This window comes from Halomonas sp. HP20-15 (assembly GCF_033446685.1).
Taxonomy (GTDB): domain Bacteria; phylum Pseudomonadota; class Gammaproteobacteria; order Pseudomonadales; family Halomonadaceae; genus Modicisalibacter.
In genome coordinates, this window is the sequence record NZ_JAWQLY010000003.1 from 114,688 (window position 1) to 129,706 (window position 15,019).

General features: G+C 66.4%; 11 protein-coding genes. 10 read left to right on the forward strand and 1 reads right to left on the reverse strand.

Annotated elements, in window-relative coordinates; translation table 11 throughout:
- Positions 1 to 127: 127 nt before the first annotated feature.
- The 10 genes from bamA to tilS all read left to right on the forward strand — a co-directional run bounded on the left by bamA (position 128) and on the right by tilS (position 13,406).
- Positions 128 to 2,461: an outer membrane protein assembly factor BamA gene (gene bamA, locus R6258_RS05270; RefSeq protein WP_318448320.1), complete on the forward strand. Its 2,334-nt coding sequence runs from the start codon at positions 128 to 130 to the stop codon at positions 2,459 to 2,461.
- A 34-nt stretch (positions 2,462 to 2,495) separates the two neighbouring features.
- On the forward strand, positions 2,496 to 2,990 hold the full coding sequence (locus tag R6258_RS05275) for an OmpH family outer membrane protein (protein WP_318448323.1): 495 nt from the start codon (positions 2,496 to 2,498) through the stop codon (positions 2,988 to 2,990).
- Positions 2,991 to 3,026: 36 nt separating this feature from the next.
- Positions 3,027 to 4,067: a UDP-3-O-(3-hydroxymyristoyl)glucosamine N-acyltransferase gene (lpxD, locus tag R6258_RS05280; RefSeq protein WP_318448325.1), complete on the forward strand. Its 1,041-nt coding sequence runs from the start codon at positions 3,027 to 3,029 to the stop codon at positions 4,065 to 4,067.
- A 117-nt stretch (positions 4,068 to 4,184) separates the two neighbouring features.
- Positions 4,185 to 4,628 (forward strand): 3-hydroxyacyl-ACP dehydratase FabZ, encoded by a 444-nt coding sequence (gene fabZ, locus R6258_RS05285; protein WP_318448326.1) that lies wholly within the window; start codon positions 4,185 to 4,187, stop codon positions 4,626 to 4,628.
- Positions 4,625 to 5,395 (forward strand): acyl-ACP--UDP-N-acetylglucosamine O-acyltransferase, encoded by a 771-nt coding sequence (gene lpxA, locus R6258_RS05290; protein ID WP_318448328.1) that lies wholly within the window; start codon positions 4,625 to 4,627, stop codon positions 5,393 to 5,395. Before fabZ ends, lpxA begins: the two co-directional genes overlap by 4 nt.
- A gap of 3 nt (positions 5,396 to 5,398) precedes the next feature.
- A complete protein-coding gene (lpxB, locus tag R6258_RS05295) occupies positions 5,399 to 6,646 on the forward strand; it encodes a lipid-A-disaccharide synthase (RefSeq protein ID WP_318448331.1) in 1,248 nt (415 codons plus the stop codon).
- The gene (gene rnhB / locus R6258_RS05300) at positions 6,643 to 7,296 is read left to right on the forward strand and encodes a ribonuclease HII (protein ID WP_318448333.1); all 654 of its coding nucleotides are present in this window, start codon (positions 6,643 to 6,645) and stop codon (positions 7,294 to 7,296) included. Before lpxB ends, rnhB begins: the two co-directional genes overlap by 4 nt.
- Before the next feature lie 83 nt (positions 7,297 to 7,379).
- On the forward strand, positions 7,380 to 10,883 hold the full coding sequence (dnaE, locus tag R6258_RS05305; RefSeq protein ID WP_318448336.1) for a DNA polymerase III subunit alpha: 3,504 nt from the start codon (positions 7,380 to 7,382) through the stop codon (positions 10,881 to 10,883).
- Between the two features lie 126 nt (positions 10,884 to 11,009).
- Positions 11,010 to 11,963, forward strand: a complete 954-nt coding sequence (locus tag R6258_RS05310; protein ID WP_318448338.1) for an acetyl-CoA carboxylase carboxyltransferase subunit alpha — start codon at positions 11,010 to 11,012, stop codon at positions 11,961 to 11,963.
- Between the two features lie 192 nt (positions 11,964 to 12,155).
- Positions 12,156 to 13,406: a tRNA lysidine(34) synthetase TilS gene (gene tilS, locus R6258_RS05315; RefSeq protein ID WP_318448340.1), complete on the forward strand. Its 1,251-nt coding sequence runs from the start codon at positions 12,156 to 12,158 to the stop codon at positions 13,404 to 13,406.
- A 44-nt stretch (positions 13,407 to 13,450) separates the two neighbouring features.
- Here tilS and ppx read toward each other — a convergent pair whose 3' ends face one another.
- Positions 13,451 to 14,977, reverse strand: coding sequence for an exopolyphosphatase (ppx, locus tag R6258_RS05320; protein WP_318448343.1), 1,527 nt, complete (start codon positions 14,975 to 14,977; stop codon positions 13,451 to 13,453).
- Between the last annotated feature and the right edge of the window lie 42 nt (positions 14,978 to 15,019).

Genomic DNA, 15,019 nt, shown 5'->3' on the forward strand with positions numbered 1-15,019 from the left:
AATGCCCTGCGGGGCCGTGTTAGGGTGACGCGCGGCAAGCGCCATGGTTGGCCTTGTCAGTTACCCGCGTAAATGTATAAGGTGCCTGTTCAGCGAGCCGGCGGAACAACTCGAGCGAAGCGACTGCATGAAACTCAAGACCATCGGATTGGCGGCACTGCTGCTCTGCAGCACCCAACTGGCCCAGGCGGCCCCCTTTACTGTTTCCGACATTCGCGTGGAGGGGCTGCAGCGGGTTTCGGCCGCCTCCGTCTTCAACGCCTTCCCGGTTTCCGCCAACGAGCGCGTCGACGACCGTGAACTGGCCGACGCAGCCAAGCAACTCTTCGATACCGGGCTGTTCGAGGATGTCAGCTTGGCCCGCGACAACGACGTGCTGATCATTCACGTCGAGGAGCGCCCGTCGATCTCGCGCATCGAGATCGAAGGCAATTCGCAGATCTCCGACGAGGACCTGCGCAAAGGGCTGTCGGATTCCGGCCTGTCTGAAGGTCAGGTCCTGCAACGGGCCTCGCTCGAAGAGGTCCAGCGTCAGTTGGAACAGCTCTATCACTCCCAGGGTCGCTACAGCGCCAGTATCGACGCCTCGGTCGAGCCGGTCGATCGCAACCGCGTGCAGGTCAACATCGACGTCAACGAGGGCGCGGTCGCCAAGATTCGCCAGATCAACATCGTCGGCAACCAGGCGTTCGACGACGCTACCCTGCGTGAGTTGCTGCAGCTCGAAGACCGCCCGGGCTGGTTTTTCGGCTGGTTCTCCGACGATGAATACTCCCGCGAGAAGCTCTCCGGTGATCTCGAGTCGCTGCGCTCCTATTATCTCGATCGCGGCTATGTGAATTTCGCCATCACCTCGACCCAGGTCGCGATCAGTCCCGACAAGTCGAAGATCTTCGTCACCGTCAACGTCGACGAGGGCAAGCGCTATCGCATCGATGAGATCGGCTTTGCCGGCGACCTGAAGATCAGCGAGCGCGAAGCGCGCTCGCTGATCACCGCCAAACCGGGCGACATCTATTCGCGCAGCGCGCTCACCGAGTCCGCCGAGGCATTGCGCCAGAAGCTCGGCGCCGAGGGCTTCGCCTTCGCCAATGTCGAGAGCGTGCCCGAGGTCGACGCGGACGGCGACACCGTCGACGTCACCTTCATGGTCGAGCCCGGGCGTCGGGCCTACGTGCGTCGCATCAACTTCGAGGGCAATACCACCACCCAGGATGAGGTGTTGCGTCGCGAGATGATCCAGATGGAGGGCGCCCCGGCCTCCACCGACAAGATCAGCCAGTCCAAGCAGCGCCTCGAACGGCTGGGCTTCTTCCGTCAGGTCGATGTCGAGACGCGTCCGGTCGCCGGCGAGCCCAGCCAAGTCGACGTTACCTACAATGTCGAGGAGCAGCCGTCCGGCTCGATCTCGGCGAGCGTCGGCTTCTCGCAGACCGCCGGGGTGATCTACGGCGCCTCGCTGTCACAGAAGAACTTCCTCGGCACCGGCAACAAGGTGGACGTCGGCGCGCAGCGTAGCGACACCTATACCAACCTGAACTTCGGCTTCACCGACCCCTACTGGACTCTCGACGGCATCTCGCGCGGCTATAACCTGTTTTACCGCGAGACCGATTACGAAGATTCCGACATCTCGACCTACTCGACCGATTCCTACGGCGGCAGCATCAATTTCGGTTATCCGATCAACGATCTCAGCCGCCTGAACTTCGGCGTGGGGCTCGAGGATCTGAGCGTCGAGACCTACGACGACACGCCGGTGGAGATCGTCGAATACGTCGATAGCCAGGGCGAGGATGCCACCAGTTACAAGCTGACCGCCAGTTGGACCCGCAACAATCTCAATCGGGGCATTCTACCCACCGCGGGCAGCTACCAGCGCGTATCGCTGGAGACCGCGGTGCCGGGCTCCGACGCCGAATATTACAAGTTGCGCTATAACGGCCAGAAGCTGTTCGAACTGAGCCCCGACTGGTCGCTCAAGTTCGCTTCCTCGCTGGGTTACGCCGATACCATCGGCAACGACCCCTATCCGTTCTACGAAAATTTCTATTCCGGCGGCCTGGGATCGGTACGCGGCTTCTCAGGCAATACGCTGGGGCCGAGGACCACCGATCCCTCCGGCGGCAGCGAGGACACTCTGGGCGGCAACGTGCTGGTCGAAGGCTCCGTCGAGCTGATCTATCCGTTCCCGTTCATCGAGGATCGTCGCTCGCTGCAGACCACGGTATTCCTCGATGCCGGCAACACCTATCTGACCGATTGCTATGACGTGCCCGAAGGCTACGAGTCGAGCTGCGAAAGCGGTGTTCATCTCGACGACCTGCGCTACAGCGCCGGGCTGGGGCTTTCCTGGCTGACCCCGGTGGGGCCGCTGACCTTCAGTGTCGCCAAGCCGCTCAACGCGAAGGACGACGACGACTCCCAGGTCTTCCAATTCTCCCTCGGCCAGACGTTCTGATGCCGGCCGAGGCTTCAACCAAGGAGACGATGGCATGCGTAAGCTGACTGGCGCCCTGTGCCTTATGGGGGCGCTGGCCGCTCCCGCCTATGCCACCGATGTTGCAGTGCTCGACTGGCGCGCGGCATTGATGGACTCCGACGCGGCGCAGCGCTCGATGAATGAATTGCGTAACCAGACCAGCAGCCAGCGCAAGCAGGTCGAGCAGCTAAGCCAGGAGTTGCAACAGCTTCAGCAGAAGCTGCAGCAGGATGGGGCGGTGATGTCGGAAAGCGAGCGCAGCCAGGCTCAGCAGGAGTTGCGCCAGAAGGGCATCCGTTTCCAGCAACTGCGCGCTCAGTTGCAGCAGACCCAACAGCAGAAAGAGCAGGCCTTCCTCAAGTCGGCCAAGCCGCGTCTCGACAAGGCGATCGACAAGGTCGTCGCGCGTCACGACGTGCAGATGGTGGTCGACAGCGATGCCGTGGTCTACATGGGCGACGGCCTCGACCTGACTCAGGAAGTGACCGATATCCTCAATGCCAACTGAGGTGCCGAGCGTTCTGGCGCCGGCCTCGCCGATGACATGAAGACTACCAAGAACTTTTCCTGCTCGCTGGGCGAGCTGGCTACGAGACTGGGGGCGACCCTCGTCGGCGATGGCGAGCGTCGGGTCAGCGGCTTGGCGACGCTCAGCGATGCCGGCCCGGACGACATCAGCTTCCTCGCCAACAAGGCGTATCTCAAGTATCTCCCCCAGACCCGGGCGGCGGCGGTATTGCTGCACCCGGCCCATGTCGCCGACTGCCCGGTCGCGCGTCTCGAACTCGACAATCCCTATCTGGCCTACGCCGAACTCTCGCGGCTGTTCGACCCCATGGCGGCACCTCAGACGCCCGGCGTGCATCCTTCGGCGGTGGTTGCCGAGGACGTCTCGCTGGGCGCCAACGTACGCATCGAGGCCCAGGCGGTCGTCGAGCGCGGCGCGGTCATCGGCGACGACGTGGTGATCGGCCCGGGCAGCGTGGTCGGTGCCGACTCGTCGCTGGGCGCCGGTTCGCGGCTGTACGCCAACGTCACCGTCTATCACGGCGTGATGATCGGCGAACGCGCCATTCTGCACAGCGGCTGTGTGATCGGCGCCGATGGCTTCGGCTTCGCCCATGACGGCGCGCGCTGGCACAAGATCGCCCAATTGGGCGGGGTGATCATCGGCGACGACGTCGAAGTGGGCAGCTGCTCGAGCATCGATCGCGGCGCGCTGGGCGATACCCTGATCGGCGACGACGTCAAGATCGACAGCCAGGTGCAGATCGCCCACAACGTGCAGGTCGGCGCGCACAGTGCGCTGGCCGGCTGTGTGGGCATCGCCGGTTCCACCAAGGTCGGTCGGCATTGCATGCTGGGCGGCGGTGTCGGTCTTTCCGGCCACCTGACGATCTGCGATGGCGTGCAGGTGACCGGCATGAGCCTGGTCACCAACTCGATCACCGAGCCCGGCGTCTACTCATCGGGTACCGGCTCCATGCAGAATGCGCAATGGCGCAAGAATGCCGTGCGTTTCAAGCAACTGGACGATATCGCCAAGCGTCTGAGCCGGCTCGAGCGCGACTCGCGTCAGTCTTGAGGCTGTAAGACGCAGGTAGCAACGCTATAATCCCCCGTCACTTCACAGGCAGCGGGCTTGTCCCAGAATTGCCTGCGCCGCTCGGACAGGCGTGACGCACTTTCAGAGGTTGCATCGATGGTAATGGACATCAACGAAATTCGAGAGTATCTCCCTCATCGCTATCCCTTTCTGCTGGTAGATCGGGTGATGGAGCTGGAACTCGGCGAATACATCGTTGCCCACAAGAACGTCAGCATCAACGAGCCTTTCTTCAACGGGCATTTTCCGCACCATCCGATCATGCCCGGCGTGCTGATCATCGAGGCGCTGGCACAGGCGGCCGGCATCCTGGGCTTCAAGACGGTCAACAAGCTGCCCCGCGACGGTTACGTTTACTACTATGTGGGTAGCGACAACGTGCGTCTTAAGCGTCCGGCAATGCCCGGCGACCAGCTGCGCCTGGAAGCCCGGGTGATTTTCGCCAAGCGCGGCATCTGGAAATTCGCCTGTCGCGCCACGACCGACGGTGAACTGGTCTGCGAAGCCGATATCATCTGTGCCGAGAGGAAGGTCGCTTGATTCATCCAACCGCCATCGTCGATCCCGGTGCGCAACTGGCCGACGACGTCGAGGTGGGGCCGTTCAGTGTGATCGGCGCCGATGTCGAGGTCGGCGCGGGCTGTCGGATCGGCCCGCACGTGGTACTCAAGGGGCCTACCCGGCTCGGCCAGCGTAACCGCATCTTCCAGTTCGCCTCGGTCGGCGAAGAGTGCCAGGACAAGAAGTACGCCGGCGAGCCGACGCGCCTCGAGATGGGCGACGACAACGTCGTGCGCGAGGGGGTGACCCTGCACCGCGGCACCGTCCAGGATCGCGGCGTGACGACCATCGGCAGCCGCAACCTGTTCATGGCCTACGCTCATATCGGCCACGACTGCGTGATCGGCGACGACTGCATCCTCGCCAACCAGGCGACCCTGGGCGGCCACGTCACGCTGGGCGACTTCGTGATCCTCGGCGGCCTCAGCGCCATCCATCAGTTCTGCTACGTCGGTACCCATGCGATGTGCGGCGGCGGCTCGATCGTCACCAAGGACATTCCCGCCTACCTGATGGTCAACGGCAATCCCGGCCAGGCCCACGGGCTCAATCTGGTCGGGCTCAAGCGCCGCGGCTTCTCGCGCGAGGCGCTCAAGGCGCTGTCCGACGCCTATCGGCTGGTCTATCGCCAGGGGCTGACGCTCGATCAGGCGCTCGCCGAGATCGACGCGCGCTATGCCGACCTGCCCGAGGTCACCGCCTTCAGCGACTCGTTGCGCGCCTCGACCCGCGGCATCATTCGCTGAGCCATGAGGATCTACCTGGTCGCCGGCGAGCTTTCGGGTGACATTCTCGGCGCTGGGCTGATGCGTGCGCTCAAGGCGCGCCATCCCGAGGTGCAGTTCCGCGGCATCGGCGGTCCGCGAATGATCGCCGAGGGCCTCGACAGCCTCTATCCGCTGGAAACCCTGTCGGTGATGGGGTTGGTCGAAGTGCTCAAGCACCTGCCGGGATTGATCCGCGTGCGCCGCCATCTGAAGCGCGACGCGCTGGCCTGGCAGCCCGACGCGATGGTCGGCATCGACGCGCCGGACTTCAACCTGGGCCTCGAGCGCCAACTGCGCGAGGCGGGCCTCGCCACCGCGCATTACGTCAGCCCCTCGGTATGGGCCTGGCGTCAGGGCCGCGTCAAGGGCATCGCCCGCTCGGTTGACGCGATGCTGACGTTTCTGCCGTTCGAGGCGGCTTTCTACGCCCGCCATCGGGTGCCGGTGGCCTTCGTCGGCCATCCGCTGGCCGACGAGCTGCCGCTTACCAACGACCGGCTGGCCGCCCGGCACGCGCTGGGGCTGGATGCCGAACGCCCGGTGCTGGCGGTATTGCCCGGCTCGCGCGGCAACGAGATCCGCTTTCTGGGCGCCACCTTCCTGGCCGCCGCCGAGCGCCTGACGGCCGGCGTCGACGGCTTGCAGTTGGTGATCCCCGCGGCCACCGCGGCGCGGCGCGGCGAACTCGAGGCACTGCTCGCCGAACACCCGCAACTAATCGGACGGGTTACTCTGCTCGATGGTCGCTCGCGGGAGGCGATGGTCGCCAGCGACGCGGTGTTGCTGGCCTCGGGAACCGCGGCGCTGGAGGCGATGCTCTGCCACCGGCCGATGGTGGTAGCCTACAAGATGGCGCCGGCGACCCACTGGCTGGCCCGGCACATGGTCAAGACCGACTGGATCTCGTTGCCCAACCTGATCGCCCGCGAGACACTGGTGCCGGAGCTTATTCAGCACGCCGCGACCCCGCAGGCGATCGCCGCGGCGCTGGCGCAGTGGCTCGAAGACGATGTGGCGCGCCAGGCCATGGAGGCGCGCTTCGCCACGCTGCACGCCACGCTGCAGCGCGGTGCCAGCGAGCGGGCCGCCGAGGCGGTGCTGGCGGTGGCGGCTCGGCGGCCCCTGCCGAATGAGCCAAGCGAGTCGAGTGAGCCGGGCGAGGCGACCGTCGACGCTGTCACCGGCAGCGGGCCCATCGGCGAGGTCAAGGGCAAAGGAGAGCGACAATGACCATCGCGCTGACCAGTCCGGGCGTGACTCATACCCTGCGTGGGCTCGATGGCGAAGCCGAACTGGTCATCGATTACGCCGGCGAGCGACTGGCCGGCGTCGATGAAGTCGGCCGCGGACCGCTGATCGGCTCGGTGGTCGCTGCCGCGGTGATTCTCGACCCGTGCCGGCCGATCGATGGGCTGGGCGATTCCAAGGCCCTCAGCGAGCAGCGTCGCTTGACGCTCGACGCGGCGATTCGCGGCCAGGCGCTGGCCTTCGCCGTGGCCGAGGCGACGCCCGCCGAGATCGACGAACTCAATATCTATCACGCCACTCACCTGGCGATGCGCCGGGCGATCGACGGTCTGCTGATCGCCGCCGAATACCTGCTGGTCGACGGCAACCGGCTGCCCGGGCATCATTGTCCCGGCCAGGCGGTGGTCAAGGGCGATGCCCGCCATCCGGCCATCGGCGCGGCGTCGATCCTCGCCAAGGTGGCCCGCGACGCGCAGATGGTGGCATTGCACGAGCGCTTCCCGGAGTACGGTTTCGCCCGTCACAAGGGCTACCCGACGCCCGAACACCTGGCGGCCCTGGAGCGACTGGGACCGTTGCCCGAGCATCGGCGCTCGTTCGCCCCGGTGAAAAAACAGCTCGACCTTTTCTGACCGTTTCTGACCCTGGCTCGGCGATGGCGCATCCACGACCGCCCCGCCGCGCCCTGGATCGCCGAACAAACCGCGAGCCCGATATGACGACGCCTTTCGTTCACCTCCGCGTACACAGCGAATACTCACTCGTCGATGGACTGGTGCGCCTCAAGCCGCTGGTCGCAGCGACGGCCGAAGCCGGCATGCCGGCGATGGCGGTCACCGACGAGGCCAACCTGTTCGGCCTGGTCAAGGGCTACAAGGCGGCGCTCGGCGCCGGTCTCAAGCCGATCATCGGCGCCGACCTGTGGCTCGAGAATCCCTTCGACACCAGCCACCCCTACCGGCTGACGCTGCTGGCGATGAACGACAGCGGCTACCGCCACCTCACCGAGCTGATCTCGCGGGGCTGGCTGGAAGGCCAGCAGCAGGGCATCGCGGTGCTCAAGAAGGAGTGGATCTTCGCCCAGAGCGAAGGGCTGATCGCGCTGTCCGGGGCGCGCGAAGGAGAGATCGGTCGCTTCCTGCTCGCCGACCACAAGGCCGAGGCGCGCACGGTGCTCGAAGAGTGGCAGCAGCACTTTCCGGGACGCTTCTACCTCGAACTGCAGCGTACCGAGCGCCAGTACGACGAGGAGTGCCTGCACCTGTCGGTGGAGCTGGCTGGCGCGACCTCGACGCCGGTGGTGGCCACCAACGACGTGCGCTTTCTGACCCGCGAGGACTTCTGGGCCCACGAGACCCGGGTCTCGATCGGCGAGGGCAAGGCGCTCGACGATCGTCGCCGCGAGCGGCGCTACAGCGAGGAGCAGTATCTCAAGAGCCCCGCGGAGATGGCCGAGCTGTTCGCCGACATCCCCGAGGCGCTCGAGAACAGCGTGATGATCGCCGCGCGCTGCAACGTCGACGTGCGTCTCGGCGAGATCTTCCTGCCCGATTTCCCGATTCCCGAGGGCATGACCCTCGACGGCTTTTTTCGCAAGGTCTCCCATGACGGCCTGAGCGAGCGTTTGACGCAACTGTTCGAGGGCGAGGCGGCGATCTACGCCGATCGCGATCGCGCCGAGCACGAGAGCGCCTATCGCGAGCGGCTGGATTTCGAGCTCGACATCATCATCAAGATGGGCTTTCCGGGCTACTTCCTGATCGTCATGGACTTCATCCAATGGGCCAAGGACAACGACATCCCGGTGGGGCCGGGGCGCGGTTCGGGGGCCGGCTCGCTGGTCGCCTACGCGCTCAAGATCACCGATCTCGACCCGCTGGAATACGACCTGCTGTTCGAGCGCTTCCTGAACCCCGAGCGTGTGTCGATGCCCGACTTCGATGTCGACTTCTGCATGGAGAAGCGCGACGACGTCATCGATTACGTCGCCGAACGCTACGGCCGCGATGCGGTGTCGCAGATCGTCACCTTCGGTACCATGGCCGCCAAGGCGGTGGTGCGCGACGTGGCGCGCGCCCAGGGCAAGCCCTACTCGCTGGGCGACAAGCTCTCCAAGCTGATCCCCTTCGAGGTCGGCATGACCCTGGCCAAGGCGTTCGACCAGGAAGAGGCGTTGCGCGACTACCTCGCCAATGACGAGGAGGCCCAGGAGATCTGGGACATGGCGCTGCGGCTCGAGGGCATCACCCGCGGCACCGGCAAGCACGCCGGCGGGGTGGTGATTGCGCCGACCAAGCTCACCGACTTCTCGCCGCTTTTGTGCGACGACGGCGGCGGCAGCCTGGTGGTGCAGTTCGACAAGAACGACATCGAGGACGCCGGGCTGGTCAAGTTCGACTTCCTGGGCCTGCGTACCCTGACGATCATCGACTGGGCGCTGGAGATGGTCGACAAGGTGCGTGAGCGCGACGGCTATGGCCCGCTCGATCTCGACACCATTCCGCTCGACGACACGCCGACCTTCGACATGCTCAAGAAGGCCGAGACCACCGCCGTCTTCCAGCTCGAATCGCGCGGCATGAAGGAGCTGATCAAGCGCCTGCAGCCGGACTCGCTGGAAGACATGATCGCACTGGTCGCGCTGTTCCGCCCCGGGCCGCTGCAGTCGGGCATGGTCGACGACTTCATCAACCGCAAGCACGGTCGCGCCGAGCTTTCCTTCCCGCATCCGGACTACCAGCACGAACTGCTCAAGCCGGTGCTCGAACCCACCTACGGCATCATCCTCTACCAGGAGCAGGTGATGCAGATCGCCCAGGTGCTGGCGGGTTACAGCCTGGGCCAGGCCGATATGCTGCGCCGCGCGATGGGCAAGAAGAAGCCCGAGGAGATGGCCAAGCAGCGCGCCGGCTTCATGGAGGGCTGCGCGGCCAACGGCATCGACAAGGAACTGGCGGGCAACATCTTCGATCTGGTGGAGAAGTTCGCCGGTTACGGCTTCAACAAGTCGCACTCGGCGGCCTACGGCCTGGTTTCCTACCAGACCGCCTGGCTCAAGGCCCACTACCCGGGGCCGTTCATGGCCGCGGTGCTGTCCACCGAGATGGACAACCTCGACAAGGTGGTGCCGCTGATCGAGGAGTGCCGCAACCTGGGCCTCACGGTGACCCCGCCCGACGTCAACGTCGGTGGCTACAAGTTCACCGTCGACGACGAGGGGCGCGTGGTCTACGGTCTCGGCGCGATCCGTGGGGTCGGCGAGGGGCCGATCGGCGCGATCGTCGAGGCGCGTGCCGAGGGCGGCGCCTTCAGCGACCTGTTCGACTTTTGCCGCCGGGTCGACGGCAAGCGCATGAACAAGCGCACCCTGGAGGCGTTGATCCGCTCAGGGGCGCTGGACAACCTGGGGCCGTCGCGGGCGGTGCTCAGCGCCGCCCTGGAGGATGCGCTCAAGGCCGCCGCCCAGAGCACCACCAATGCCAACCTGGGCATGATGGACATGTTCGGCGAGGCGTTCAGCGAACCCGAGGCCGGCGACGCCTACGCCGACTACCGCGGCGTGCGTGACTGGAGCGACAAGGAGCGTCTGGCCGGCGAGAAGGACACCCTGGGGCTGTATCTCACCGGTCATCCGATCGACGAGTACGAGCACGAGCTGGCGCGCTTCGTGTCGACGCGAATCAGCGATCTCAAGCCGTCCCGCGAGCCGCAGCGCGTCGCCGGGCTGGTGGTGGCGATGCGCACCATGAAGTCCAAGCGTGGCGACACCATGGCCTTCGTCACGCTGGACGATCGTACCGGGCGCATCGAGGCGTCACTGTTCGGCGAGCTGTTCGATCAGGCGCGCGGCAACCTGGGTACCGACCAGGTGCTGATCGTCGAGGGCGAGGTCCAGAGCGACGACTATTCCGGCGGGTTGCGCCTGCGCGGCAAGGAGATCACGGCGATGGTCGACGCCCGCGCACGCTACGGCGAAGCCGTCGAGCTGTCGGTGGACGGCGCCCGCTGCAATGGACGCTTCGTCTCCAGCCTGCGGGCGAGTCTCGATCCGTGGCGCAGCGACGCCGGTCTGCCGGTGCGGGTGCGCTATCGCAACGACTATGCCAGCGGCTGGCTGGAACTGGGCGGCGACTGGAAGGTGTCGCCGGCCGACGAACTGCTCGCCGCGCTGCGCGATGTCGAGGGTCAGGATGGCGTTCGCCTCAAGTACCGCGGCTGAGCGGGGCTTTGCGTACCTTGCGTGAGTCGACCAAGCTGCGATAATGCGCGGTTATTGCACGCCCGTCGTCGTATCACAGCCGTGGCCTCCAAACTGGCCGTGCCTATTTCCAAAAGCAGAAGCGCTATGAACCCCAACTATCTGGACTTCGAACAGCCGATTGCCGAACTGCAGGCCAAGATCGAGGAGCTGCGGTTGGTCGGCAACGACAGCAAGATCAACATCAGCGACGAGATCGGCAAGCTCGAGGAGAAGAGCAAGAAGCTCACCGAGTCGATCTTTCGCGACCTGTCCGCGTGGCAGGTCTCGCAGCTTTCGCGCCACCCCCAGCGCCCCTACACGCTGGACTACCTCGAAAGGGTGTTCAGCGACTTCGACGAGCTGCACGGCGATCGCCACTTCGCCGACGACGCGGCGATCGTCGGCGGCGTCGCCCGACTCGACGACCAGCCGGTAATGGTCATCGGTCACCAGAAGGGCCGCGACGTCAAGGAGAAGGTGCGCCGCAACTTCGGCATGCCGCGCCCCGAGGGCTATCGCAAGGCCTGCCGGCTGATGGAGATGGCCGAGCGCTTCAAGATGCCGGTGCTGACCTTCATCGACACCCCGGGCGCCTACCCGGGCATCGATGCCGAGGAGCGCGGCCAGTCCGAGGCGATCGCCTACAACCTGGCGGTGATGTCGCGGCTTAAGACGCCGATCGTCGCCACCGTGATCGGCGAGGGCGGTTCCGGCGGTGCGCTGGCGATCGGCGTGTGCGACGAACTCGCCATGCTGCAGTATTCGACCTACTCGGTGATCTCGCCGGAAGGCTGCGCCTCGATCCTGTGGAAGAGCGCCGAGAAGGCCTCGGAAGCGGCGCAGGCGATGGGCATCACCGCCGAGCGCCTCAAGGAGTTGGGCTTCGTCGATACGCTGATCGACGAGCCGGTAGGCGGCGCCCACCGTCACCCGCGGATCACCGCCGAGCGGGTCAAGGAATCGCTGACGGCGAGTCTCGATCGCCTGCAGGCGATGGATACCGACGCCCTGCTCGAGCGGCGGTACAAGCGACTGATGAGCTACGGAGCGCCCGCCTGATCGGTCAGAGCCTGCTGCGCTCGCCAATACGGCGTTAAAAAAGATCTCGGGCTGCTCATTTACAGACTCGTAAACTCCGCGCCCTCGGTCTTTTTTGCCTTGTCTTGGCGTCGCTCGCGACGCCTCTGCCGCGACCCGGCCGAATGAATGGCACGTCGCGCGAAGCGGCCCCGCTAGACCGGAAGGTTCTCAATGTCCCTGCAAGCTACCATTGATCGCGCCCTGGTGGAGACACCGCCGGGGCGTGCCGTCTGGGTGGCCCTCTCCGGCGGTCTCGATTCCTCGCTGTTGCTGACCCTGGCCGCACACGCCGCCCACCGCGTGCCGCGGCCGCTGTACGCCCTGCACGTCAATCACGCCCTGCAACCGGCCGCCGACGACTTCGAGCGGCACTGCCGGGCGCTGTGTTCGCGCCTGGGCGTGCCGCTGTACGTCGAGCGGGTCGCGGTCGAGCGTGCGGGGAAGGGGATCGAGGCGGCGGCGCGCGAGGCGCGTTACGTGGCCTTCGCACGGCGTGTCGCCCGGGGTGAGACGCTGTGGCTGGCCCAGCACGGCGACGATCAGGCCGAGAGCGTGCTGCTCGCCGCGCTGCGCGGTGGCGGCATACGCGGGCTGGCGGCGATGCCGGCGCGGCGCGACTGGCAGGGCCGGCAACTGGTCCGGCCGCTGCTCGGCGTCACGCGGGCACGCCTGGTGGACGAGGCTGCCGCGCTGGGCGTGCGCTGGTGCGACGATCCGAGCAATGCCGACACGGCCTTCGATCGCAATTTCCTGCGCCGGGAGGTGCTGCCGCTGCTCGGCGGGCGTTGGCCCGCGGCCGCGGCATCGCTCGCCGGTGTCGCCGAGCGCGCTTGTGAAGCCGACGCCCTGCTCGACGAACTGGCGGCGCTCGATCTGGCGCGTGCCGGAGGCATGCCGGCGAGGCTCGCGCTGGACGCCCTGCGCCAGCTTTCCCCGGCCCGCCAACGCCTGCTGATTCGTCATGCCTGCCAGCGCCTCGGCCTGCCGACTCCGCCGAGCGCGCGTCTCGAGTCCCTGCTCGGCCAGCTCAAGGCGCGCGCCGATGCGCGGGTGCACATCGCCTGGCCGGGCGGCGAGGCGCGTTGCTGGCGCGGGCGCTGCTACCTGCAGGCACCGCTGGCATCGGTGCCGAGCGACTGGCGACGCGAATGGGACGGCCACACGCCGCTGACGACGCCGTTAGGTGTCGTCGATGGCTACCTGGCTCCGCTGGAAGGGGGGCCGCAACCGCTGGTATTGACCCTGCGTCAGGGAGGCGAGTCGCTGCGTGTCGCCGGGCGCGGTCGGCGTGACGTCAAGCGTCTGCTGCAGGAGGCTGGGGTGCCGCCCTGGCTGCGGCCGCGCCAGTTGCTGGCCTGGCATGGCCCAACGCTGGTCGCGGTGCTGGACGTGGCCGTCGCCGAGGGCTGGGAGCGGCGCTAGTTCACGACTAGCGACCTGGAGGCATCTGTGCCTCGCGCCACTCCTCAGGCGTCGATGGGCTTCGGCTCGAGGCTCAGCGGGTACCCGGCGCTCTGTTGGTAAGCGACTTCCTGCTGCAGGTCGTTGAGCAGCAGCGCATGTTCAGCGAGGTGCTGGGGCAGGGTCAGTTGCAACGCCTCACCCTCGACGCTCAGCGTGAAATCCATGATCGGCTGCTCGGGGCGCGAATGGTTGAGCGCCACTGCCAGGCGCAGCAGCCGCGCCAGGCGCGCATAGCGCGGCTGCAGGGAGGCGGGCAGCGCCTCGAGTTCCTTGACGGCGAACTTGCGCCGGTGGCAGCGCACCAGGAACGCCAGCAACTGCTGCTCGGGGCGCGAGAACCCCGGCAGGTCGGCATGTTCGAGCAGGTAGGCGCCGTGGCGATGGAACTGGCTGTGCGAGACGGCCAGGCCGATCTCGTGCAACTCGGCGGCCCAGGCCAGGAACTGACCGGCTTCATCGCTCAGCTGCCAGCTCGGCTGCACTTGCGCGAAGGCGGCCATGGCGGTGGCGGCGACGTTGTCGGCCTGGCGAGCGTCGACGCCGTAGCGGCGCTTCTGGGCGGCCAGCGTCTGCAGGCGCGGGTCCTCGGCGGTATCGCGGCCGATCAGGTCGTAGAGCACGCCTTCGCGCAGCGCGCCGTCGGAATAGCGCATGTGCTCGAGTTCGAAGGCCTCGAAGACCGCACACAGGATCGCCACGCCCGCCGGGAACACCCGCGCGCGGTCGGCCTTGAGACCGCCGAATTCCACCTTGTCGAGCTGCTTGCACTTGATCAGGCGCTTGCGCAGACGCTCGAGGGCGTCGCGCTGGATGATGCCCTCGGGGCTGTCGCCGGCGGCGGCGAGCACAGCGGCGGCGGCCTTGATGGTGCCGCTCGAGCCGACCGGATCGCTCCAGCCCAGTTCGCGGTAGGGGCGCTGGATGTTGGCGATCTCGGAAAGCGCGGCGAGCTCGGCCTGACGAAAGCGCCGCTCGGTGATCTCGCCATCGGCAAAGAAGCGCCGCGTGTAGGCCACGCAACCCATGTGCAGGCTTTCCAGGGCCAGCGGCTCGAAATGCTCGCCGATGATCAACTCGGTCGAGCCGCCGCCGATGTCGACGATCAGCCGCTTGCCGTGCACGTCGGCCAGTGCGTGAGCCGCGCCCAGGTAGATCAGCCGCGCTTCCTCGCGCCCGGCGATGATCTCGATCTCGTGGCCGAGCAGCGACTCGGCGCGCTCGATCAGCGTCTCGCTGTTGCTGGCCGAGCGCAGCGCGTTGGTGCCGACCACGCGCAACTGCTGAGCGGGGATGCCCTCGACGAAGGGAGCGAAGCGCTCGAGGCAACTCAGGGCCCGCTGCATGGCGGCTTCGTCGAGCCGCTCGTCGTCGTCCAGGCCGGCCGCCAACTGGACTTTCTCGCCTTGCTTGGCGACCACTTGCAATTCACCCTGGTGCGCGTTGGCCACCAGCAGATGGAAACTGTTCGAACCGAGGTCGATGGCCGCGAGTCGGCGCGGCTCCCGGGCGGTGGCGGGCGTCCTGCTCATGTGCTGTCCCTGTCTGATCATTGAAGCAAGGTTGCTGGCGCC

Coding starts and splice junctions, on each gene's coding strand:
- bamA (WP_318448320.1), top strand. CDS start 128: ATGAAACTCAAGACCATCGGATTGGCGGCACTGCTGCTCTGCAGCACC.
- R6258_RS05275 (WP_318448323.1), top strand. CDS start 2,496: ATGCGTAAGCTGACTGGCGCCCTGTGCCTTATGGGGGCGCTGGCCGCT.
- lpxD (WP_318448325.1), top strand. CDS start 3,027: ATGAAGACTACCAAGAACTTTTCCTGCTCGCTGGGCGAGCTGGCTACG.
- fabZ (WP_318448326.1), top strand. CDS start 4,185: ATGGTAATGGACATCAACGAAATTCGAGAGTATCTCCCTCATCGCTAT.
- lpxB (WP_318448331.1), top strand. CDS start 5,399: ATGAGGATCTACCTGGTCGCCGGCGAGCTTTCGGGTGACATTCTCGGC.
- rnhB (WP_318448333.1), top strand. CDS start 6,643: ATGACCATCGCGCTGACCAGTCCGGGCGTGACTCATACCCTGCGTGGG.
- dnaE (WP_318448336.1), top strand. CDS start 7,380: ATGACGACGCCTTTCGTTCACCTCCGCGTACACAGCGAATACTCACTC.
- R6258_RS05310 (WP_318448338.1), top strand. CDS start 11,010: ATGAACCCCAACTATCTGGACTTCGAACAGCCGATTGCCGAACTGCAG.
- tilS (WP_318448340.1), top strand. CDS start 12,156: ATGTCCCTGCAAGCTACCATTGATCGCGCCCTGGTGGAGACACCGCCG.
- ppx (WP_318448343.1), bottom strand. CDS start 14,977: ATGAGCAGGACGCCCGCCACCGCCCGGGAGCCGCGCCGACTCGCGGCC.